The sequence below is a fragment of the Mesorhizobium sp. LMG17149 genome, assembly GCF_024518695.1.
GTDB lineage: Bacteria > Pseudomonadota > Alphaproteobacteria > Rhizobiales > Rhizobiaceae > Mesorhizobium.
In genome coordinates this window covers 144,072-162,856 of record NZ_JANIFL010000011.1, presented here as the reverse complement: position 1 = coordinate 162,856, position 18,785 = coordinate 144,072, and the positions used below count along the sequence as shown (strand labels likewise).

Here is an 18,785-nt window from a genome sequence, read left to right as displayed (position 1 = left end):
GCATGGCTGGTTTTTTCAAGAAGATATTTTCGTTCGGCAAGAAAGAGGTTGTCGAGGAGCGGATCGACGAGACCGCCCCGCTGCCGCCGATCAAATGGGAAGCACTCGATACGCTGAAGCCGGCGGCCGAACAGGTCGTTCCGGAGTTCTTGAAGCGCGACGAGCCGCGGCCCGAGGCGGGAACGACGCCCGCGCCGGTAGTCGAGCCGGAGGTAATTCCTGCGCCGCAACCGGCGCCTGTCGAGGAACCGGCGCCCGAGCCGGAGCCAACCATCCCGCCAGTACCGGAGCCGGCTGTTCCCTCAGAGCCAGAACCTCTGCCGGAGCCCGAGCCGGAAGAAGAACCAGCGCCCGAGACGCCAGCCGAGCCGCCGGCGCCCGAGGAGATACCAACACCTCCCGCCGTTCCGGAACCCACGCCCGAACCGCAGCCGCAAGAAGTCCCTGCTCCGGCGCCGGCCGAGCCGGAGATCGTCCCGTCGCGGCCGGAAAAGCAGCCGGAGCCGGCCCCGGTCGAAGTGCCGACGCCTGTCGAGGTTCCGGCAGAAACACCAGCGCCGATCGAGGTGCCGACACCGGCGCCGTCCCCTCTTCAGCCGTCTTCAGAGGCCGGCACCGCCCCTCATCCGCCTGCCGGCACCTTCTCCCCGTATAGAGACGAGGAGAAGGGGGCTAGCGGTGAAGCTGCGTCTCCTCTTGCAAACATCGAAGACGAAGCCTCAACGCTGACGCCCCCCTCTCCCCGTCCTTCACGGGGAGAGGGTAGGGGTGAGGGGCAGCACGAACTTGCGAAAGATTCGGCGCCACCCGTGGAAGCCATGCCGGCTGCTCTCGTGGCCGAAGCGCCCGCCGCCGAAATCGCACCTCCCATTCGCCAGCCTGCGCCGATCGAATCGCAGCCGGTCATTGCGGAAATCGCGCCCGAGCCGCAGTCTCTTCCACAACCCGCGCCGGAGCCAAAGCCCGCTCCCGGCAAGGTGACCGTCACCAAAAAGGTCGAGCAGAAGGCCGAGCCGCAGAAGGCGCCGGAGCCGGCACCGAGGCGCTCCTGGTTCCAGCGCATGAAGGACGGGCTTGCCCGCTCCTCCAAGGAGCTCACCGGCAACATTGCCGGCGTCTTCACCAAGCGCAAGCTGGACGAAGAGACTTTGCAGGACCTTGAGGATGTGCTGATCCGTGCCGATCTCGGCATGGAGACGGCCTTGCGCGTTACCGACGCGCTGGCCGCCAGCCGCTACGGCAAGGACGTCTCCGACACCGAGGTCCGCGCCATCATGGCGGCCGAGGTGGAAAAAGTGCTGACCCATGTCGCCATGCCGCTGGAGCTCGATCTCTCGCACAAGCCGCATGTCATCCTGGTGGTCGGCGTCAATGGCACCGGCAAGACCACCACGATCGGCAAGCTCGCCGCCAAGCTCACCGATGGCGGCCTGTCGGTGATGCTCGCCGCCGGCGACACCTTCCGCGCCGCTGCGATCGAGCAGCTGAAGATCTGGGGCGAGCGGACGAAATCGCCGGTCATCGCCTCCAAGATCGGCGCCGATGCCGCAGGGCTCGCCTATGACGCCTTCGAGAAGGCCAGGGAGGCCGGTTCCGACGTGCTGATCATCGACACCGCCGGCCGCCTGCAGAACAAGACCGAACTGATGGCGGAGCTCGAAAAGATCGTCCGCGTGCTTGGCAAACTCGACCCGGAAGCGCCGCACACCGTGCTGCAGACAGTCGACGCCACCACCGGCCAGAACGCGCTCAACCAGGTCGAGATCTTCCGCAATATCGCCGGTGTCAACGGCCTGGTGATGACCAAGCTGGACGGCACGGCACGCGGCGGTATTCTGGTGGCGATCGCGGCAAAGCACAAATTGCCGGTTTATTTCATCGGCGTCGGCGAACAGGTCGACGACCTCGAACCGTTCTCAGCAAGCGAATTCGCCAGGGCGATCGCTGGAGTAGCCTAACAAGCATGTCCCAAAAAGGTGCAGACTTTTTGGATCAGATCATGCGCAAGAAAGAGATTCCATGAACCCACCCATTCTCGAACGCGATCCGTCGGACCCGCAGAAGCAGAAGAAGGAAGGCGTCAATCCGCTGCTCAAGCTGGTGCTGGAGCTTGGGCCGTTGATGGTGTTCTTCTTCGCCAATGCGCGCAGCGGATGGCTGGTGCAGAAACTCCCTGTTCTGGCCGAGTTCGGCGGGCCGATCTTCGTTGCCACCGGGCTGTTCATGGCCGCCACGGCAATCGCGCTGATCGCCTCGTGGCTGCTCACCCGCACCTTGCCGATCATGCCGATGGTGTCGGGCGTCGTCGTCTTCATCTTCGGCGCGCTGACGCTCTATCTGCAGGACGACATCTTCATCAAGATGAAGCCGACCATCGTCAACACGCTGTTCGGCGGCGTGCTGCTCGGCGGCCTCTACTTCGGCAAGTCGCTGCTTGGCTATGTCTTCGATTCAGCCTTCAGCCTCGACGCCGATGGCTGGCGGAAACTGACCTTCCGCTGGGGCCTGTTCTTCCTGTTCCTGGCCATCGTCAATGAGGTGGTGTGGCGCAATTTTTCCACCGACGCCTGGGTTACTTTCAAGGTCTGGGGCATCATGCCGATCACGCTTCTGTTCACCTTCAGCCAGATGCCGCTGATCCTGCGTCATTCACTCGAGGACAAGGCCGGCAAAGAAGAGAAGGCCGGGAAATAGAGCAACTCCAGGAAAAGTGTCCGGAGCTGCGTCAAAACAAAGGGAAACAGCGGTTCTGCGTTCGTGAGACAATGAACCGTTCTGGGGAGAGGGACATGGAATTTATCACCACGCACGACCAGTTGAGGACGATCTACAAGACGCCACGGCCGACCGACGGTTCTATCCGCAAGGAGCTGAAAAAACTTGACGGCCATTGCCGCTCCTTCATCGGCAAGAGCCCGTTCGTGCTGATCGGCTCGTCCGACGGTGCCAGCAACGCCGACGTGACGCCGAAGGGCGACAAGCCGGGCTTTGCCACCGTTCTCGACGACACCACCATCGCCATTCCCGACCGGCCCGGCAACAACCGGCTCGACACGCTGGAGAACATCCTCCTCAATCCCTCGGTCGGGCTGCTCTTCCTCATTCCCGGCATGAACGAGACGCTGCGCGTCAACGGCGATGCCCGCATCACCGTCGACGCAAATTTGCGCGAACGGCTCGCCGTCGACGGCAGGGAGCCGCAAAGCGTCGTCGTGGTCAGCGTCAAGGCCGCCTACATGCACTGCGCAAAAGCCTTCATGCGCTCGGATTTGTGGAAGCCGGAAACCTGGTACGACCGCGCGACGCTGCCGACGCTCGGCCAGATCATGCGCGATCAGCTGGCGGTTGCCGATTCCGCCGAGGCGACCGATCGCTGGCTCGACGAGGAATACAGGAAGACGATGTGGTAGGTTTCCGAACGCGATTCGCGTCTGGACCGATTCCATACATTGCTGAACATCCTTGCCATTTCCGGCAGCCTGCGCGCGGCCTCCACAAATTCGGCGCTGATCGCCGCACTGGCGCGCGAAGCGCCGTCCGGCTGCCGCGTCACCGTCCGTGACGGGCTCGGCCGTCTACCGATCTTCAATCCCGACGATGAAGGCGAGCGGACACCGCTCGAAGCCTCCAAGCTGATCGATGCCGTCAGCCGAGCCGACGGCCTGATCGTTTCCTGTCCGGAATATGCCCATGGCGTGCCGGGCGGGCTGAAGAACGCGCTCGACTGGCTGGTCTCGCGCGATGCCGCTGTCGCCAAGCCCGCCATGCTGGCACACGCCTCGCCGCGCTCGCTGTTCGCCCGCGCCGCACTGGCCGAGATCATGCGCACCATGTCGTTCGCACTTTGCGACGACGTGCTGGAGATTGCCCTGCTCGGCAAGAAGCCGCCGGAGGTGGCGGGCATCCTCGACGAGCCGGGGAACCGGCAGGCGATGCATGATGCGCTGAATGCCTTCGCGGAGTTTATCCGCTCGCGTTGAGCGGCGGCCACCCCAGACCTTCGAGCTAGCCCTTTCGCAGCGTCTCCACATCAGTCTTCCCAACGTACCAATCGCGCGCGTTGACCTCTTCAAAAACCACCCAGACATCGTCGTTGCTCAGCCCGGTGGCGTCCATGATGGCCGCCGTCACCTTTTTGGCGATGTCCGCCTTCTTGCCTGCCGGATCGGCTGATATCACTTCCTTGACGATGCGGATGTTGACGAATGGCATTTTTGTCCTCCCGGGATGTTCGTGCGCGCGACCCGCTTCGATGAAACCGTCGAACGGCCGCCAGTGCTCCAGTCTCAGCCAGTGCTCCAGTCTCAGCCAGAGCTCCAGTCTCAGTATGTCTTGGCGCCGTTGACCATGAGCCGCACCATGTAGAGCGACGTGGTGCCGGCGATGTAGAGGCAATTCAGCTTGTTGCCGCCGAACACGCAGTTGGCGGTGACTTCCGGCACCTTGATCTTGCCGATCAGCGTGCCGTCCGGATCGTAGCAATGGATGCCGTCGGCGGCACTCGTCCAGATGCGGCCGTCCTCGTCGAGCCTGAAGCCGTCGAACAGGCCGGCCGTGCAGTCGGCGAAGACTTTCTCGCCCGAAACCTTCTTGCCGCCCTTGCCGACATTGAACACCCGCATATGTGCCGGATTCTGTGCGCCATGCGTGCGGCCGGTATCGACGACATAAAGCTTGCTCTCGTCGAGCGAGAAAGCCAGGCCGTTGGGCCGGACCATGTCGGTGATGACGGCTTCGACCTCGCCGGTGCCGGGATCGACCCGGTAGACATGGCAGGCGCCGATTTCGCTCTCGGCCCTGTCGCCCTCATAATCCGTATCGATGCCGTAGCTCGGATCGGTGAACCAGATCGAGCCGTCGGATTTCACCACCGCGTCGTTGGGCGAATTCAGCCGCTTGCCCTTCCATTTGGACGCGATCGTGGTGACCGAGCCGTCGAACTCGGTGCGGCTGACACGGCGGCCCGAATGCTCGCAGGTGATCAGCCGGCCCTGCCGGTCGACGCTGTTGCCGTTCGAATTGCCGGACGGCTGGCGGAAGACGCTGACATTGCCGTCGGTCTCGTCATAGCGCAGCATGCGGTTGTTGGGGATGTCGGACCAGATGACATAGCGGCCGGCGGCGAACCAGGCCGGCCCCTCCGCCCACTGGCATCCGGTGAACAGCTTCTCGACCTGCGCGTTGCCGTTGAACAGGCGCGCGAAGCGCGGATCGAGAATTTCATAATAGTCTGCGGCCGCCATGCTTTTCCTCCCGGCATCAATGACACCCGGATCAAGCCAGCCGGAGGGACAGAAGGCAATGTGGGTACGCACAGTGTCATGCAAAAGATCGCTTGCCGGCTCTGCGCATGACGTTAGCGCCGTATTAACCGGCTATGCGTCCAGCGCAATGGTGCATTGCAACATCTTCTTTTTGCAATGCACCATTACTATGTCATGCTTCGTATCGATCAAGGGAGGAAGAAACCGCCGCCGAAACGCGGCGCCAAAAAGGAACCTTGCTATGATCCTCGACAGTCTCATGACCCGCGCTCGCAACAGCATTGCCAAGCGCAAGCACTACAACCGCCTTGTCGCCGAAATCGACAGCTTTTCCAGCCGCGATCTGGCCGACATGCGCGCCGACCGCTCGGAAATGCTCTACCAGATCCACAAGCAGATCTACGGCTGATCTCGAGTCCGATAAGACGCACCGCCAAGGTGCGTTGAGATTCAGGTCAGGCCGAGACGAAAACGGTGGTTTCCGAGAACCGGAGCGGAGCGTACTTAAGTACGTGAGCACCGGAAGCGCAGGAAGCCGCCGTTTGCAGGCCGGCATCACCTGAATATCAACGTGCCGCCAGCGCCTTGTCGATCTGTGGCAGCAAGAGATCCCTCGCCGTCTCGGGCGTCAGCGGGCCGACATGCTTGTAGGCGATCTTGCCGTCCTTGCCGATGACGAAGGTCTCCGGCACGCCGTAGACGCCCCAGTCGATCGCCGCGCGGCCCGCTTCGTCGACCCCTATCGCCTGGAACGGATTGCCGAGATCGCCGAGGAACCGGCGTGCATTTTCCGGCCGGTCCTTGTAGTTCAGCGCCGTCATGGTGAAACGCTTATCCTGCGACAGCGCCAGAAGCACCGGGTGCTCTTCGCGGCATGGCGCGCACCACGACGCGAAGACGTTGACCAATGTGACCTTGCCGGCGAAGGTTTTCGAATCGAGCCCCGGCAGGTTGGACCCCTCCAGCGCAGGCAGGCTGGTTTGCGGCGCAGGCAGGCCGATCAGGGCCGACGGCACTTCCGAAGCATCGCGCCCCGACAGCAGCTGCGACAGGAACAGTCCGGCCAGGCCGAGGAAGATCAGCAACGGCAACAGCACGAACAGGCGACGAGTGCGTGGGGGCGGCGTTTCCGTTTCGGTGCTCATGGCTTTGCGGCCTTGTCGGAGCGCCGCCGCACGCCGGATGCCTCCAGTTCGGCGAGTTCGCGCTTGCGCGCCCGCTGGTCGAGCAGGATCCAGCCGATCAATCCGGCCAGCACCACGGCCGTAATGCCATAGGCGGCGGTCACGTAGAGTGCATGCGCGCTCATGCGACGGGCCTCGCTGAAGTGGGGGCTTCCAAGCCGATCATGTCGCCCAGTCTAGACATGCCTTTCCCTTAGCCTCGCTCCGTCGGCTTCGCAATCGGTCGCCGCGCCGCAGTCATACGCTGCGTCAATCCGTGCCATGACGCAGCGCCAGTGCCGCCGAGACCGGACCCAGCACGCTAAGAAACAAGGTCAGCGCGGCAAGAATGAGGAAGGGCTGCAGAAACGGATCGGGATTGGCGGTCGCCCCATAGCTCGCCGAAACACCGAAGATCAGCACCGGAATGGTCAGCGGCAGCACCAGTACCGAGATCAGCAGCCCGCCACGCGGCAGCGCCACTGCCACCGCAGCACCGGCGGCGCCGATGAACGTGATTGCCGGGGTGCCGACCAGCAGCGTCAGCGACGTGGCGCCGATGCCGAGCGGCTCCATGTTCATGAACAGCCCGAGCAGGGGCGCGGCGATGACCAGCGGCAGCACGCTGCCCGCCCAATGCGCCAGGCATTTCACCAGCACCGTCAAGGCCAGCATATGGCGATCATTGCCGAGCACCAGGAGATCGAGCGAGCCGTCCTCGCGGTCGGCCTGGAACAGCCGGTCGAGGCCGAGCAGGCAGGACAGCAGCGCGCCGATCCACAGGATGGCCGGTCCGATGCGGGCCAGCAGCTTCAGGTCCGGCCCTACTCCGAACGGGATGGTGGCGATGACGGCGAGGAAGAAGATGACCCCGGTCAGCGCCCCGCCGCCGGCACGGATGTTGAGGCGGATGTCGCGGGCGAAGAGCGCTAGCATGGTATGAGATGCTCGCGCGCCGTCATCAATCCGTTCCCCCCATCCTCAACTCCGTCCCCTCGATCCCCAGCGGCAGATGCGTCGCCGCAACAATCATCCCCCCGCCTTTGCAATGCTTCGCCATCAACCCCGCGAACCGTCCCTCCGACGCCTTGTCCAGCCCCGCTGTCGGCTCATCCAGCAACCACAATGGCCGGTGGCTGACCAGAAGTTTCGCGATCGCCGCGCGGCGGCGTTGCCCGGTCGACAGATAGCCGAACGGCAGGTGGCCGATGCCGCCGAGCCCGACCGTTTCCAGCGCCTCTTCGACGCCGAGCTGTCCGTCGCCATTGAAGTCGCGCCAGAAGCGCAAATTCTCCGCCACGCTGAGCGCCGGCTTCATTGCGTTCTGGTGGCCAAGGTAGTGACAGGCCGAGGCAACAGACGGGAACGCTTCGTCCCCGTCTTCAATCTCCATGGCACCCTCGATCCTCACGCTGCCTTGCGCCACCGGCAGCAGCCCGGCGATGACCCGCAGCAAGGTCGACTTGCCCGATCCGTTCGGCCCGGTGACGATGAGCGCCCGACACTCCTCCAAGGCAAAATCGATGCCGGAAAACACCGCCTCGCCGCCTCGCTCGCCGCCCAGATTTTCGGCGATCAGCCGCATTCCTCGCCTGCCCTGAAACCATGTGTCGCGGCCGCTGCCGCATCGCACAAATTTGCTTTCCAACTGTCTAGAACTATTCCAGAAAATTCTCTATATGCGGTGCATCCGTGCCAGCGGTCGGCACGGGAACAGAATTAGCGCCGAACCAGCGCACGCGCCGCCTTGAACGGCTCGGGTTGCTTGGGAACGGACAGCGGAAATGGCCGTACCCGCACCTTTGCGCGTGATTGCATGCCATCGGCGTCCGTTCCCTTTCAGGCTGAACAGACAAGGATCGCACGTGTCAAAATCCCTCGACAGTTTCAATTGCCGCCGCACGCTGACCGCAGGCGGCGCGGAGTATGCCTATTTCGACCTCATAGAGGCCGAGAAGAACGGTCTCACCGGCATCTCGCAGCTGCCCTATTCGATGAAGGTGCTGCTGGAAAACCTGCTGCGCAACGAAGACGGCCGCTCCGTCACCAAGGAATCGATCCAGGCGGTGGCCGGCTGGCTGACCGACAAGGGCACCGCCGGCGTCGAGATCGCCTATCGCCCGGCCCGCGTGCTGATGCAGGATTTCACCGGCGTTCCGGCCGTGGTCGACCTTGCCGCGATGCGCGACGCCATGGCCTCGCTCGGCGGCGATCCGCAGAAGATCAACCCGCTGGTGCCGGTCGACCTCGTCATCGACCATTCCGTCATCGTCGACGAATTCGGCACGCCGATGGCCTTCGCCCGCAATGTCGAGCTGGAATATGAGCGCAACGAGGAGCGCTACAAATTCCTGAAATGGGGCCAGCAGGCATTCCGCAACTTCCGCGTCGTGCCGCCCGGCACCGGCATCTGCCATCAGGTCAACCTCGAATATCTCGGCCAGGTGGTGTGGACCAACACCGAGGACGGCGAAACGACAGCCTATCCCGACACCTGCGTCGGCACCGATTCGCACACCACCATGATCAACGGCCTTGGCGTGCTCGGCTGGGGCGTCGGCGGCATCGAGGCCGAGGCGGCCATGCTCGGCCAGCCTGTCTCCATGCTTTTGCCTGAGGTGATCGGCTTCCGCCTCACCGGCAAGCTCAAAGAGGGCGTCACCGCCACCGACCTCGTGCTCACCGTCACCCAGATGCTGCGCAAGAAGGGCGTCGTCGGCAAGTTCGTCGAGTTCTTCGGGCCGGGCCTCTCCAACATGACGCTGGCCGACCGCGCCACCATCGGCAACATGGCGCCCGAATATGGCGCCACCTGCGGCTTCTTCCCCGTCGACTCGGAAACCATCCGCTACCTCACAATGTCCGGCCGCAGCGAGGACCGCATCGCGCTGGTCGAGGCCTATGCCAAAGCTCAAGGAATGTGGCGTGAGACCGGCTCGACCGATCCGGTGTTCACCGATCTGCTCGAGCTGGAACTTGGCTCCGTCGTGCCGTCGATGGCCGGACCCAAGCGGCCCGAGGGCCGCGTCGCCCTTGAAGGCATTCCGGAAGGTTTCGCCAAGGCGATGGAGACCGAATACAAGAAGGCCGCCGAAATCTCCAAGCGCTACGCAGTCGAAGGCACCGACCATGATCTCGGTCACGGCGATGTCGTCATTGCCGCCATCACTTCGTGCACCAACACCTCGAACCCGAGCGTGCTGATCGGCGCCGGCCTCCTGGCCCGCAACGCCAACCGCCTCGGTTTGAAGCAGAAGCCGTGGGTGAAGACCTCGCTGGCGCCGGGCAGCCAGGTGGTCGCCGAGTATCTGGAGAAATCCGGCCTGCAGAAGGAACTCGACCAGATCGGCTTCAACCTGGTCGGCTTCGGCTGCACCACCTGCATCGGCAATTCCGGCCCGCTGCCGGCGCCGATCTCGAAGACCATCAACGACAAGGGCCTGATCGCTGCCGCGGTCTTGTCCGGCAACCGCAACTTCGAAGGCCGCGTCTCGCCCGACGTGCAGGCCAACTATCTGGCGTCGCCGCCGCTGGTCGTCGCACACGCGCTGGCCGGCACCGTCACAAAGGACCTGACCACCGAGCCGCTCGGCGAGGACAAGAACGGCGAGCCGGTCTACCTCAAGGATATCTGGCCGAGCTCGGCCGAAATCCAGGAGTTCATCGAGAAGAACGTCACCCGCGAGCTGTTCGCCCGCAAATATGCCGATGTCTTCAAAGGCGACGAGTACTGGCAGAACGTCAAGGCGCCGGAAGGCCAGACCTATGCGTGGGACGACAACTCGACCTATGTGCAGAACCCGCCCTATTTCGCCGGCATGACGTCAGGTTTCGGCAAGATCGGCGATATCAAGGGCGCCCGCGTGCTCGGCCTGTTCGGCGACAAGATCACCACCGACCACATTTCGCCGGCCGGATCGATCAAGGCGGCCTCGCCGGCCGGCAAATACCTCACCGACCACGGCGTCGGCGTCGCCGACTTCAACCAGTACGGCACGCGGCGCGGCAACCACGAGGTGATGATGCGCGGCACCTTCGCCAACATCCGCATCCGCAACCACATGCTGGGCGAGAATGGCCGCGAGGGCGGCTACACCATCCACTACCCGTCGAAGGAAGAGGAATCGATCTACGACGCGGCGATGGAATACAAAAGAGAAGGCGTGCCGCTGGTTGTCTTCGCCGGCGTCGAATACGGCAACGGCTCGTCGCGCGACTGGGCCGCCAAGGGAACCAATCTCCTTGGTGTCCGCGCGGTCATCGCCCAGTCCTTCGAGCGCATCCATCGCTCGAACCTGGTCGGCATGGGCGTTATCCCCTTCGTCTTCGAGGAAGGCACCTCATGGGCATCGCTCAACCTCAAGGGAGACGAGCTGGTCGAGATCGACGGCTTGAGCACCATCAAACCGCGCCAGACGATGATCGCCAAGGTCACCTATGGCGACGGCACGGTGAAGAACGTGCCGATCATCTGCCGCATCGATACGCTGGATGAGCTCGATTACTTCAAGAACGGCGGCATCCTGCAATACGTGCTGCGCGATCTTGCAGCTTAGGGAATAGGGACTAGGCAGTAGGGAATAGAGGCCCCTACTGCCTACTGCCTACTGCCTACCTTAGGCTTCCCAAACCGCGCCGCTGCCGCCAAAAGCACGCCGAGCATCACGCCGTTGAGGATGTGCCAGAGGAAGTGCGTTCCGAGCGGAAAGCTGCCGCAGATCACCGGGTCGATCATCCGGCAGATGACGGACACGACGAAGATCGCCGATCCCGCCAGATTATACCAGCCGGCGCGATTGCCGCTCACCGTCACCCAGACACCGAAGAAGGCGAGCGCCAGGAACGGCGGCAGATAGCCCGTCGTGCCGTTCGACGCCTGGCGCAGCCAGTCCGGCACGGCCAGGGTTATCGCCCCGGCAATCACATAGAAGGCGATGAAGATGGCGATGGCTTTGCCCCATCGCATGCCGAGGAAGCGACGCAGATTGAACAGCGTGTAGGCCAGCGTGAAGCCGGCGATCGGCAGCACGTCGGCCCAGACCGTGCCCTTGGTGGCAAAGGTGTGGAAGATCGTCGAGCCGATGCCGATCGCCACCACCCACCAGGCCAGCACCTCGGCGAAGGCGCCGGTGCCCAGCCTTCGCACCTCGCGCACGCCCCACAGGCCGGCGGCGATGAAGGCGAGGTTGGTCAGGGCGTTTACCGGTTCGGACCAGAATTCCGGGCCGGTCCGCTCGCAATAGAGGTCGACTGGCGCCAAAAACGTTTGCCACATCGTGATTGTCGCCCGAATCGGTTTCTATCCTGAAGCGCAGATCCTTCCTATTGCGGGGTTGCGGTCGGCTGCAATGGCAAAATTTCACCGCAACGTGACTTCCCGTTGACTTCCGCTTCTGCCACATATTTTAGCAATCAAGATAAAGCCGGCACCACCGGCGGGAATCGGAATGGCCATGGCCTCGCGAAAATCATTGTGGCTGGCAGCTCTTGCGCTGGCCTTCTCGGCGTCTGCCGGCGCCGGGCATGCCGGCGAATCCGATCGCGCCCATGCCGACCGGGTCCAGATCGACAGGCCCCAGATCGACAGGCCATTGGGCGTGGTCGAACTGTTCACCAGCCAGGGCTGCAGTTCCTGCCCGCCGGCCGATACGCTGTTCTCCGAACTTGCCGCCAAGGAAGATATCGTCGCGCTCGCTTATCACGTCGACTATTGGGACTATCTCGGCTGGCAGGATACGCTGGGCCGCAAGGAGAACACCGAGCGGCAATACGACTACATGCGCGCCTTCGGCAGCCGCTCCGTCTATACGCCGCAGGCCGTTATCAATGGCCGTGTCCACGTCAACGGTGCCAGCCGCGGCGAGGTCGATGGCGCGCTCGCCCGCATGGCCAAGAGCGGCGAAGGCATGCGCGTCGCCGTCAAGGTCAGCCGCACCAGCGACCGTGTGACGATCGACGCTGGCGATGCCGGCAACGGCCCCAGCGACGCCCATGTCGTCATCGTCTATTTCGACCCGCCGCAGACGGTCAAGGTCGGCGAGGGCGAGAACACCGGCCGCAAGATGACCTACTGGAACGCAGTCACCGGGATACAGACCGCCGGCATGTGGCATGGCAAGGCACAACGCTACGAACTGCCGATGAGCGAGATTGCCAAAAAGGGCGGCTGCGCCGTGCTGCTGCAGTCGGTCGGCAAGGACGGCATGCCCGGTCCCATTCTCGGCGCCGCGTTCATCCACAAGCCTTAAGGCCTTCTTTCCTTCTCCCCTTGTGGGGCGAGCAGCCGGTTCGTCGAAGGCGAATTCATCGTGCCGGTGGCACGATGAAGGCCGGCGAACGCCGGGACGCTGCGAAGCAGCGCGGACCCGGCAGGGTGGATCGACTAACCACGCCCGGCCCTTCGCAGGCTCAGGGCGTTCGAAGCTCGAAAAGCCAAGCAATTGGCTTTTCGTTCGCTGCGCGAACCGCTTCTCACCCAATAAAAAACCGACGTCAGCTTGCTTCTGACGTCGGTCATTTAGGTTTTGGGATCGTCGCACCCGATTCTTCCGAAGAAGAACCGAGGTTGGTTCGATCCGACGCAGACCCGTGGGCGGGGGGCTTGGGGTTTACGAGCCGGTGCCGGACCGAACCGTCTCAGGCAACACCGGTAAATTCGTCGGACATTGGGGCATGAGCGCGGATAAAAAAAGGCAGAAATGTGGCGGAACATCACCAATTCCAACACGGCGTTTCATAAAAGTGACTGGACGTGACGGAAACAGCGCGGCGCGGGGCTTGGTTCGCCGGGCCTTGCAATTCAGTCGCGAACACGCCAACTTTGGTTGGCAAAGATTCATTTTGAAGGATCGAGGCATGACCGATGACAGCGGCGGGACGGGGGATGGGGACGCATCCGCGATATTGATCCCGCTGCACGAGGCGCGACGCGAACGTCTCGATCAGCCGGTGCGGTTCGACCGCCGCGAGTTGGACCAGATCCTCAGGCTCTACGGCCGCATGGTCGCCGCCAATGAATGGCGCGACTACGCCATCGATCATCTTGCGGATCGCGCTGTGTTTTCCGTATTCCGCCGCACCAGCGAAGTGCCGCTGTTCCAGATCGTCAAGGATCCGAAACTGGCCCGCAAGCAGGGCGCTTTTGCCGTCATCGCCGCCGGCGGCCGCATCTTGAAGCGTGGTCAGGAACTTGGCCGCGTGCTTGGTGTGTTCGACAGCAAGCTGAAGCTGGTCGAAGCCTGAGCTGGGGAATTAGAGCAGGGGAATTGAAGAACTGGAGAATTGAAGAATTGATGAAAAGGGCACTCGACGCCTGACGCTATCTTCTTCAATTCTTCAATTCTTCAATTCTTCAGTTCCCCCTAAGGCGAAACTTCCGCTCCGGCAGCGATTCGGGATCGGGCGGCAGCGTCGCACCGCCATTCAGCGACAGCTGCATGAACACCGTGTCCAGCCAGCGCCCATGCTTGTAGCCGGAACCTTCAAGGCGTCCCGAATGGCGAAAGCCGAGCTTTTCGTGCAACCGCACCGAGGCGCTGTCGGGACGGCCATCGCCGATCACCGCGATGATCTGGCGAAAGCCCGCCGTCGTCACTGCCTCGATCAGGCTTTGCATCAGCTTGAGCCCGACGCCCTGGCCCTTGGCCTCGGGCGCGACATAGACCGAATCCTCGACGATGAAGCGATAGGCCGGGCGTGGCCGGAAGGCGCCGGCATAGGCGTAGCCGAGAACGGTGCCGTCCTTCTCCGCCACCAGGTAAGGAAAGCCGCCGGCCGTCAGGCTGTCGAATCGAACACCCATCTCCGCACGGCTCGGCGGCTCCAGCTCATAGCTCGCCGTGCCTCGGGTCACCGCATCGGCATAGATGTCCGTGACGCTGTCGAGGTCGGCCACCGTGGCGGGCCGGATCGCAATATTGCTCATTGTTTATGCATGCCGTTTCTCTGCTCGCAATAACAGCAAGGGCAAAGACAAAAGAAAAGGGCGGCCGTTGGGCCGCCCTTCCGGAAGTTGATGGTCCAATGCCGCTTTAGCGGCGGTCGCCCATGAACTGCAGCAGGAACATGAACAGGTTGATGAAGTCGAGATAGAGCGTCAGAGCGCCCATGATCGCCTTGCGGCCGGCGACGTCGGAAGTGTCGCCCTCGAAATACATCTCCTTGATCTTCTGCGTGTCATAGGCGGTCAGGCCCGCGAAGACCAGCACGCCGATCGCCGACACGGCAAAGGACAGCGCCGACGACTGCAGGAAGATATTGATCACCGACGCGATGATGATGCCGAACACGCCCATGATCAGGAACGAGCCCATCGCCGTCAGGTCGCGCTTGGTGGTGTAGCCGAACAGCGACAGCGCACCGAAGGCGGCGGCCGTGGCGAAGAAGGTCTGTGAGATGCTGGCCGTGGTGTAGACCAGGAAGATCGAAGACAGCGACAGGCCGACGAGACCGGCATAGACCCAGAACGTCGTCTGCGCCGCCGAAACGCTCATCGACTGAACGCGGAACGACAGGAACAGCACGGCAGCCAGCGGCGCCAGCATCACCACCCAGCGCAGCGGCGAGCCGAAGATCGCGTAGCCGAAGGAGGTCAGCATCTCGCCGCTTGGCAGCGTCGCGACAGCCGAAGCCGGATCGGTGGTGGTGGCCAGCATGATCGTGCCGATCGCGGCAAGACCAGTGATGAGGAGGCCAAGCCCCATCAGATTGTAGACCCTGATCATATAGGCGCGCAGGCCCTGATCGATGTCGGCACCGACGCTGACGCCGGGCACGGCGCGCGTCTGGTAGTTGCGAATGGGATCAGCCATTGTAGTCCTCTATTGCTTCTGCCCCGTCGGGTGTCAGGTCCTTCCGGACCCAGGCGCCGCTGGCAGGGCTCCAGCATGCCTGTGGCGAAATATGATGGTTATTCGCGTCAAGAACAAGTCCGTAACCGGATGTAACGGTTCGTGAGAGGGCGAAGTGCCGATTCCTCGGCTTTTCGGAGGGCTTTCTTACCAAGATTTAATCCAGGATGCCCATTTCCGGGCCTGTCGTCACAAATTGCGCAGCACCGGTGCTGCCTTGTGGCCGAGCACCCGCCAGGTGCCGGCAAGACCAATGCCGACCGTGATCACCAGCGAAAACAGAATGGTCGCCACTGCCACCTCGGGCATGAAATGCGACGGCAATGTCATGATGCGCGCGACGACGAACCAGGCCGCCGCACTGCCCGCCGCCAGCGCGAAGATGGCGGTGGCCAGTCCGATCAGCATGTATTCGAGCGAGAAGGCCGATATCAGCGTCGTGCGTGTCGCCCCCAGCGTCTTCAGCACCACCGCATCATGGATGCGCGCCCGGTTGCCGGCGGCGAGCGCGCCGGCCAGCACCAGCACCGAAGCGATCAGCGCCACGCCGGCCGCGGCTCGGATCGCCGAGCCGAGCTGTCCGACCAGCCGGTTGACGACATCGAGCGCGTCCTTGACCCGCACCGTCGTCACCGCCGGGAAGGCGCGGGTGACGGCGTTGAGGATGCGGGCGTCGTCGGCCGTCGAGGTACTCTTTTCGGTCAGCGTCGCCATCCAGCCATGCGGGGCGCCCGCGAATGTGTTGGGCGAGAACACCATGACGAAATTGATGCCCATCGTCTCCCACTCGACCTGGCGGAAATTGGCGATCCTGGCGGTGACATTGCGTCCGAGCACGTTGACGGTGATGGTATCGCCGAGCTTCAGCCCGATCTCCTTGCCTTCTTGCGCCGAAAACGAAACCAGCGGCTCGCCGCTGTAATCTTCGGGCCACCAACTGCCCTCGGTCAACGTCGCGTTCTGCGGCTGCCTGGTGTCATAGGTCAGGCCGCGGTCGCCCCTCAGCACCCAGGCGCCTTCCGCCGGCACTTTCACCTTGTCGACATCGATACCGTTCAGCGCCATCACCCGGCCGCGCAGCATCGGCACCTTGGCCAGTACGCCCTGCGGCGCCTCCTTGCCGATCAGCGCCGAGAAAGACGCGACATCGGCGCTCTGGATGTCGACGAAGAAGAAGTTCGGCGCCCGTTCCGGCAGGCTGCCGGAGATCTGCCGCCTGAGATTGCCGTCGATCAGCGCCAGCGTCACCAGCAGCGTCAGGCCGAGCCCCAAGGACAGCACCACCGATGGCGTCAGCGCGCCTGGCCGATGGATGTTGCCGATAGCGAGCCTGAGCGCCACGAAGCGCACGCGCGGGCTCTTCCTGGCCGCCCATTGCACCAGTGCGCCGACCACGCGCAGCACCAGGAAGGCGAAGACGGTAGCGCCGACAAAGATCGAGGCGATGCGCTGGTCGCCGGAAAACAGAATGGCCAGCGCCGCCAGCAACAGCGCGATGCCTATGGCCGCCGCGACATAGGCGGGGCGCGGCAAGCCGCGGCCTTCCAGCCCCATCTCGCGAAACAGCGCGGTTGCCGGCACATCGCGGGCGCGGCCGAGCGGCAGCAGCGCGAAAGCCAACGTCACCAGCAGGCCGAATAGCGCCGCCATGCCGAGCGCGCCGGGATAGAAGCCGCCTGCGGCCGGCACCGGAATGACGGATTGCAAGGCCGCACTCGCTGCGAACGGCATCAGCGCGCCGAGCACAAGGCCCAGCACGATACCCAATGCGGCAATGATCAGGATCTGCACCAGATAGACGGCAAAGACGAAGCCGCCCGAAGCGCCCAGGCTCTTGAAGGTGGCGATCACGCCGCGCTTGCCGTCGAGATAGGCGCGCACCGCATTGGCGACGCCCACACCGCCGACCACCAGCGCCGTCAGCCCGACCAGGGTCAGGAACTGAGAGAAACGTTCAATGTTCGACGACAGCGCGGGCGCCGCGTTGCTGCGTGTGCGGATCGACCAGCCTGCTTCGGGGAAATCCGTGGCCGCCTGGTCCTGGACGCCCTTCAGTCGCGCCTCGTCGGCGTCTGCCGGTAGGCGGATCTTGTAGGCATTCTCGACCAGGCTGCCCGGCTGGATCAGTCCAGTGGCCGCCAGCCCGTCCGTCGAGATCATCAGCCTTGGCGCGAAGCCGAAACCGTCGGACACGGCGTCCGGTTCGGCGACCAGCCTGGCGCGCAGTTCGAAAGTGGCGGTACCAAGCTTCAGCCGGTCGCCGATCTTGACGTGCAGCCGCTCGAACAGAAGGTCGGGTGCCGCCGCACCGAAGACGCCGAACTCTTCGCCGAACAGTTCCTGTTTCGACAGTGCCGGCTCGGTCTCCAGCGTGCCATAGAGAGGATAGGCATGGTCGACCGCCTTGGCCTCGACCAGCGCCTGGTCGGATCCGTCGGCCAGACGCGCCATCGAACGCATGCTGGCGGTCCGGGAAACTGTGCCGAGCCCGTCAAGGAAGCTGCGCTCCGCCTGGCTGGCGTCACGCTGATTGATCTCGAAGCGAAGGTCGCCGCCCAGCAGCGTCTGGCCCTGATTTGCGACACCGGCGGTGATCGAACGCGCCACCGAGTTGACGCCGCCGATGGCTGCGACGCCGAGCGCGATGCAGGCGAGAAAGATCAGGAAGCCGGACAGGCCGCCGCGCATCTCGCGCAACGAGAAGCGGACCGCGAGCCTCAACGTCCGGGACAGCGGCATCAGGCCGTCACCTTGACGGGCGCCGGCGCCTCGATCCGGCCCGAGCGCATCGATACCTGGCGCGAACAGCGTGCCGCGAGCGCCGGATCATGGGTCACCAGCACCAGTGTCATGCCGCGCTCGGCCGCCTTGGCAAACAGGAGGTCGGCGACCTGCCGCCCGGTCGCCTGGTCGAGATTGCCGGTCGGCTCGTCGGCGATCAAGATGCGCGGCGACGGCGCCAATGCGCGGGCGATCGCCACGCGCTGCTGCTCGCCACCCGACAATTCGCCGGGATAGTGGGTGACGCGGTCGCTGAGGCCAACCGCCTCCAGCTCGCGCGCCGCCACCGAAAACGGATCGGCATGGCCGGCCAGCTCCAGCGGCACCGCGACATTTTCGAGCGCCGTCATGTTGGGAATGAGATGGAAGGACTGGAACACGATGCCAATGTTTCGGCCACGAAACGAAGCAATCTGGTCCTCGCTTTTGCCGTTGAGCAACTCGCCGGCGATTCGGACCGTACCCGAATCGACCCTTTCCAGGCCTGCCAGGACCATCAGCAATGTCGACTTGCCGGAGCCCGAAGGCCCGACGATGCCGGTCGCCTCCCCGGTCGCCACATCAAGGCTGACACCCTTCAGCACATGGACCGATGAAGCGCCCTCGCCAAGGGTCAGGGATACATCTTTCAGCGCGATGACGGCTTCTGTCAAAATGAAATCGTCCTATAATCTGGGAAGGCTCTGCTTGCCGGAAGCCGTCGACTGAAGAATTCCTAGCTCATATGG

Annotated in this window: 19 protein-coding genes; 8 read left to right on the top strand and 11 right to left on the bottom strand. The window is 63.6% G+C overall.

The window, feature by feature from the left end:
* Nucleotides 1-2 precede the first annotated feature (2 nt).
* From ftsY to NP945_RS24615, 4 genes are all read left to right on the top strand, one after another.
* Nucleotides 3-1,958: a signal recognition particle-docking protein FtsY gene (ftsY, locus tag NP945_RS24630; RefSeq protein ID WP_256747786.1), complete on the top strand. Its 1,956-nt coding sequence runs from the start codon at nt 3-5 to the stop codon at nt 1,956-1,958.
* Between the two features lie 61 nt (nt 1,959-2,019).
* Complete coding sequence (locus NP945_RS24625; RefSeq protein WP_256747785.1) at nt 2,020-2,694, top strand: septation protein A; 675 nt, start codon at nt 2,020-2,022, stop codon at nt 2,692-2,694.
* A gap of 95 nt (nt 2,695-2,789) precedes the next feature.
* Entirely contained in the window at nt 2,790-3,410 is a 621-nt protein-coding gene (locus NP945_RS24620; protein ID WP_256747784.1) for a pyridoxamine 5'-phosphate oxidase family protein, read from the top strand.
* Between the two features lie 39 nt (nt 3,411-3,449).
* Nucleotides 3,450-3,980 (top strand): NADPH-dependent FMN reductase, encoded by a 531-nt coding sequence (locus NP945_RS24615; RefSeq protein ID WP_256747783.1) that lies wholly within the window; start codon nt 3,450-3,452, stop codon nt 3,978-3,980.
* A 25-nt stretch (nt 3,981-4,005) separates the two neighbouring features.
* Here the strand turns inward: NP945_RS24615 and NP945_RS24610 are convergent, their stop codons facing one another.
* Together NP945_RS24610 and NP945_RS24605 are read right to left on the bottom strand one after the other, a co-directional pair.
* Nucleotides 4,006-4,212 carry a 4-oxalocrotonate tautomerase family protein gene (locus tag NP945_RS24610; RefSeq protein WP_023811297.1) on the bottom strand — a complete coding sequence of 69 codons (207 nt, stop codon included), beginning with the start codon at nt 4,210-4,212 and terminating at the stop codon, nt 4,006-4,008.
* 110 nt (nt 4,213-4,322) lie between these two features.
* Nucleotides 4,323-5,243: an SMP-30/gluconolactonase/LRE family protein gene (locus NP945_RS24605; protein WP_256747782.1), complete on the bottom strand. Its 921-nt coding sequence runs from the start codon at nt 5,241-5,243 to the stop codon at nt 4,323-4,325.
* Between the two features lie 262 nt (nt 5,244-5,505).
* On the opposite strand from NP945_RS24605, the gene NP945_RS24600 reads away from it, so the two are divergent.
* A complete protein-coding gene (locus NP945_RS24600; protein WP_013528833.1) occupies nt 5,506-5,673 on the top strand; it encodes a hypothetical protein in 168 nt (55 codons plus the stop codon).
* A gap of 157 nt (nt 5,674-5,830) precedes the next feature.
* On the opposite strand, the gene NP945_RS24595 is transcribed toward NP945_RS24600, so the two are convergent.
* The 4 genes from NP945_RS24595 to ccmA form a co-directional block, all read right to left on the bottom strand.
* Nucleotides 5,831-6,409 (bottom strand): DsbE family thiol:disulfide interchange protein, encoded by a 579-nt coding sequence (locus NP945_RS24595; RefSeq protein WP_256747781.1) that lies wholly within the window; start codon nt 6,407-6,409, stop codon nt 5,831-5,833.
* Nucleotides 6,406-6,573, bottom strand: a complete 168-nt coding sequence (gene ccmD / locus NP945_RS24590) for a heme exporter protein CcmD (RefSeq protein WP_127268184.1) — start codon at nt 6,571-6,573, stop codon at nt 6,406-6,408. Before ccmD ends, NP945_RS24595 begins: the two co-directional genes overlap by 4 nt.
* A gap of 124 nt (nt 6,574-6,697) precedes the next feature.
* Nucleotides 6,698-7,363 carry a heme exporter protein CcmB gene (gene ccmB / locus NP945_RS24585; RefSeq protein ID WP_256747780.1) on the bottom strand — a complete coding sequence of 222 codons (666 nt, stop codon included), beginning with the start codon at nt 7,361-7,363 and terminating at the stop codon, nt 6,698-6,700.
* Nucleotides 7,364-7,388: 25 nt separating this feature from the next.
* The gene (gene ccmA, locus NP945_RS24580) at nt 7,389-8,012 is read right to left on the bottom strand and encodes a heme ABC exporter ATP-binding protein CcmA (protein WP_256747779.1); all 624 of its coding nucleotides are present in this window, start codon (nt 8,010-8,012) and stop codon (nt 7,389-7,391) included.
* A 280-nt stretch (nt 8,013-8,292) separates the two neighbouring features.
* Here ccmA and acnA point away from each other — a divergent pair, with 280 nt between their 5' ends.
* Nucleotides 8,293-10,983, top strand: a complete 2,691-nt coding sequence (gene acnA, locus NP945_RS24575) for an aconitate hydratase AcnA (protein WP_127273510.1) — start codon at nt 8,293-8,295, stop codon at nt 10,981-10,983.
* Nucleotides 10,984-11,024: 41 nt separating this feature from the next.
* On the opposite strand, the gene NP945_RS24570 is transcribed toward acnA, so the two are convergent.
* Nucleotides 11,025-11,702, bottom strand: a complete 678-nt coding sequence (locus NP945_RS24570) for a ceramidase domain-containing protein (protein ID WP_256747778.1) — start codon at nt 11,700-11,702, stop codon at nt 11,025-11,027.
* A gap of 172 nt (nt 11,703-11,874) precedes the next feature.
* Between NP945_RS24570 and NP945_RS24565 the strand changes: the two genes are divergently transcribed.
* A complete protein-coding gene (locus tag NP945_RS24565; protein ID WP_127269003.1) occupies nt 11,875-12,675 on the top strand; it encodes a thioredoxin family protein in 801 nt (266 codons plus the stop codon).
* Between the two features lie 607 nt (nt 12,676-13,282).
* Complete coding sequence (locus NP945_RS24560; protein ID WP_127269004.1) at nt 13,283-13,669, top strand: DUF2794 domain-containing protein; 387 nt, start codon at nt 13,283-13,285, stop codon at nt 13,667-13,669.
* A 109-nt stretch (nt 13,670-13,778) separates the two neighbouring features.
* Here the strand turns inward: NP945_RS24560 and NP945_RS24555 are convergent, their stop codons facing one another.
* The 4 genes from NP945_RS24555 to NP945_RS24540 form a co-directional block, all read right to left on the bottom strand.
* Nucleotides 13,779-14,351: a GNAT family N-acetyltransferase gene (locus NP945_RS24555; RefSeq protein ID WP_256747777.1), complete on the bottom strand. Its 573-nt coding sequence runs from the start codon at nt 14,349-14,351 to the stop codon at nt 13,779-13,781.
* Between the two features lie 106 nt (nt 14,352-14,457).
* On the bottom strand, nt 14,458-15,237 hold the full coding sequence (locus tag NP945_RS24550; RefSeq protein WP_127271172.1) for a Bax inhibitor-1/YccA family protein: 780 nt from the start codon (nt 15,235-15,237) through the stop codon (nt 14,458-14,460).
* Between the two features lie 228 nt (nt 15,238-15,465).
* The gene (locus NP945_RS24545; protein ID WP_127329349.1) at nt 15,466-18,015 is read right to left on the bottom strand and encodes an ABC transporter permease; all 2,550 of its coding nucleotides are present in this window, start codon (nt 18,013-18,015) and stop codon (nt 15,466-15,468) included.
* Nucleotides 18,015-18,710 (bottom strand): ABC transporter ATP-binding protein, encoded by a 696-nt coding sequence (locus NP945_RS24540; protein WP_127296344.1) that lies wholly within the window; start codon nt 18,708-18,710, stop codon nt 18,015-18,017. The genes NP945_RS24545 and NP945_RS24540 overlap by 1 nt, the downstream gene beginning before the upstream one ends.
* Between the last annotated feature and the right edge of the window lie 75 nt (nt 18,711-18,785).